The following is a 1,880-nucleotide window of genomic DNA, read 5'->3' on the forward strand; positions in this document are numbered from 1 at the left end:
CGGGTGGGCCGGTCGTTGCCGGTCTCGGGCTGCCCGTGGAGCCTGCCGGGGGCCCGCCGGCCGTGGCAGCGGCGCCGGAGCACCTGTGGGTCGGCGCGGCGGACGTGATCGAGCCTGACGCGGCAGCTGCTACGCTGCTACCCGCCGTTCCGGGGCAGACGCTGTCAGCCCTGGTACTCACCGCCCCGGAGGCCGCGGTGACGGTGTGGCTCGACGGGAACATGCTGCGGATCCCGGCCGGCCGGACGGTGTCCGTCGGGCTGGCCGGCGCCATGCGGATGGTCACCCGTGGCGGACCGTTGGTCGCGGCGCAGACGATCGGCACTACCGGATGGTTCTCCGCGCTGACTCTCTCGGCGGCGCCGCGGACGGCGTTCGCCCCTGCCCTGTTCCAGGACCCCCGGGTCGCCTTCCGCCGGTAGCTGGCAGCCGGCATGCCGGTGGCCGGCAGTCCGATGGCCCGCCGACAGGTCGATGGCCGATGACGGCAGCCGTGGGCGCCGCACACCATCCTGGCCGCTGCGAGAACCGGTCAGGACGGTGCGCACGACCCGGGCGAGGCGAGGAACACCCTGCCCCGTCCACGCAGGGTCAACACTCCTTCCGCCTCTGACACTCCTTGTGCCCCTGGGGCCGGGGCCACGACGGCCGCCTGGCCGCGTCGAAGCCTGGTCGCGCAGACACCCACGCCCTCCACCATGACGGTGCCGTCGGTCACCAGCAGGACGGCGGGGCGCCGGACGGTGACCGAGCTGTCGTGGACGTTTCCGCGGGGATCCGCCCGGTTGGGCATGGTCTCGTCACACACCGCCTCGGCCAGCACGAAATCATCGACCGGTACGTCCCAGGTACGCACGGTGATCCCGGCCGCCCCGCGCACGGTCCGGGGTGCGAGCACAGGTGCCCGGGTCGGCGTCGGGTCCAGGACGCGCAGCAGTTCGTTCACGTCGACGTGTTTCGATGTCAGACCCCCGCGCAGCACGTTGTCGGACGTGGCCATGATCTCGATGCCGACGCCGTGGACGTAGGCGTGCAGCAGGCGAGCGGGCTGGAAGAGCGCTTCTCCCGGCTGGAGCAGCACGTCGTTGAGCAGCAGCGCCGCGGCGATACCGACGTCGCCGGGGTGTGCCACGGCGAGCTGGCCGACCAGGTCGGCGGCTGCCGCCACGTCGGGCTCCGCCCGCGGGCCGATCATGCCGGCGGCCTTGACTATCCCGTCGACGAGGCCGCGCGCCTGGTGGGCGGGCATCGTCAGCAGCGTGCGCAGGACCGTTGCGGCCCCGACGGAGGGGTCTTCCCGCAGGGGCTCGAACGCGGCGGTCAGCGGGGGGTGGCCGAGGCTCTGCACCACGCGCAGGGTGCGTTGTGGGTCACGGATACCGGCCAGAGCACGGAAGGGTGTGAGCGCGACGATCAGCTCCGGCTTGTGGTTGCGGTCCCGGTACCGGCGGTGGGGAGCCTGCGGTGGCACTCCGGCCCGCTCCTCGCCGTCGAAACCGGCCTGCGCCTGCGCCCTGTCCGGATGCACCTGCAGGGAGAGCGCCTTGTCGGCGGCGAGAACCTTCAGCAGGAACGGCAGCCGACCCACGGCGGCCTCGGCCGGTCGCCGCCGGCCGCCGGTCTCGATCTCGGACGGTGCGCTCGGATGGGTGCCCAGCCACAGTTCCGCGGCGGGCCGGCCGGAGGGGTCCTCGCCGAGCAGATCGTAGATGGCGGTGGGCGAGCCCCAGTCGTAGTCGCGCACCCGCCCGAACAAACGCAGAATCCCAGCGGACTGGCCACCTGTCACTGTTGCTCGCCGCCTGTCACTATTGCTCGGCCTCCTCCGGGCGGAAGGATCCGTCGTCAGGGTCTCCGCCGTCGTCAGGGTCCGTCGTCGT

Annotated in this window: 1 protein-coding gene and 1 pseudogene; one reads left to right on the top strand and one right to left on the bottom strand. The window is 72.8% G+C overall.

Annotated features, from left to right (window positions below; translation table 11 throughout):
* Positions 1-422, top strand: a pseudogene (locus tag DD1DGNOD_RS06110) (hypothetical protein); the annotation flags it as partial.
* A 110-nt stretch (positions 423-532) separates the two neighbouring features.
* Here DD1DGNOD_RS06110 and manA read toward each other — a convergent pair.
* A complete protein-coding gene (gene manA, locus DD1DGNOD_RS06115) occupies positions 533-1,789 on the bottom strand; it encodes a mannose-6-phosphate isomerase, class I (protein ID WP_241255500.1) in 1,257 nt (418 codons plus the stop codon).
* Positions 1,790-1,880 lie beyond the last annotated feature (91 nt).

Origin of the sequence: Candidatus Protofrankia californiensis, assembly GCF_900634765.1 — a bacterium.
Classification (GTDB): domain Bacteria; phylum Actinomycetota; class Actinomycetes; order Frankiales; family Frankiaceae; genus Protofrankia; species Protofrankia californiensis.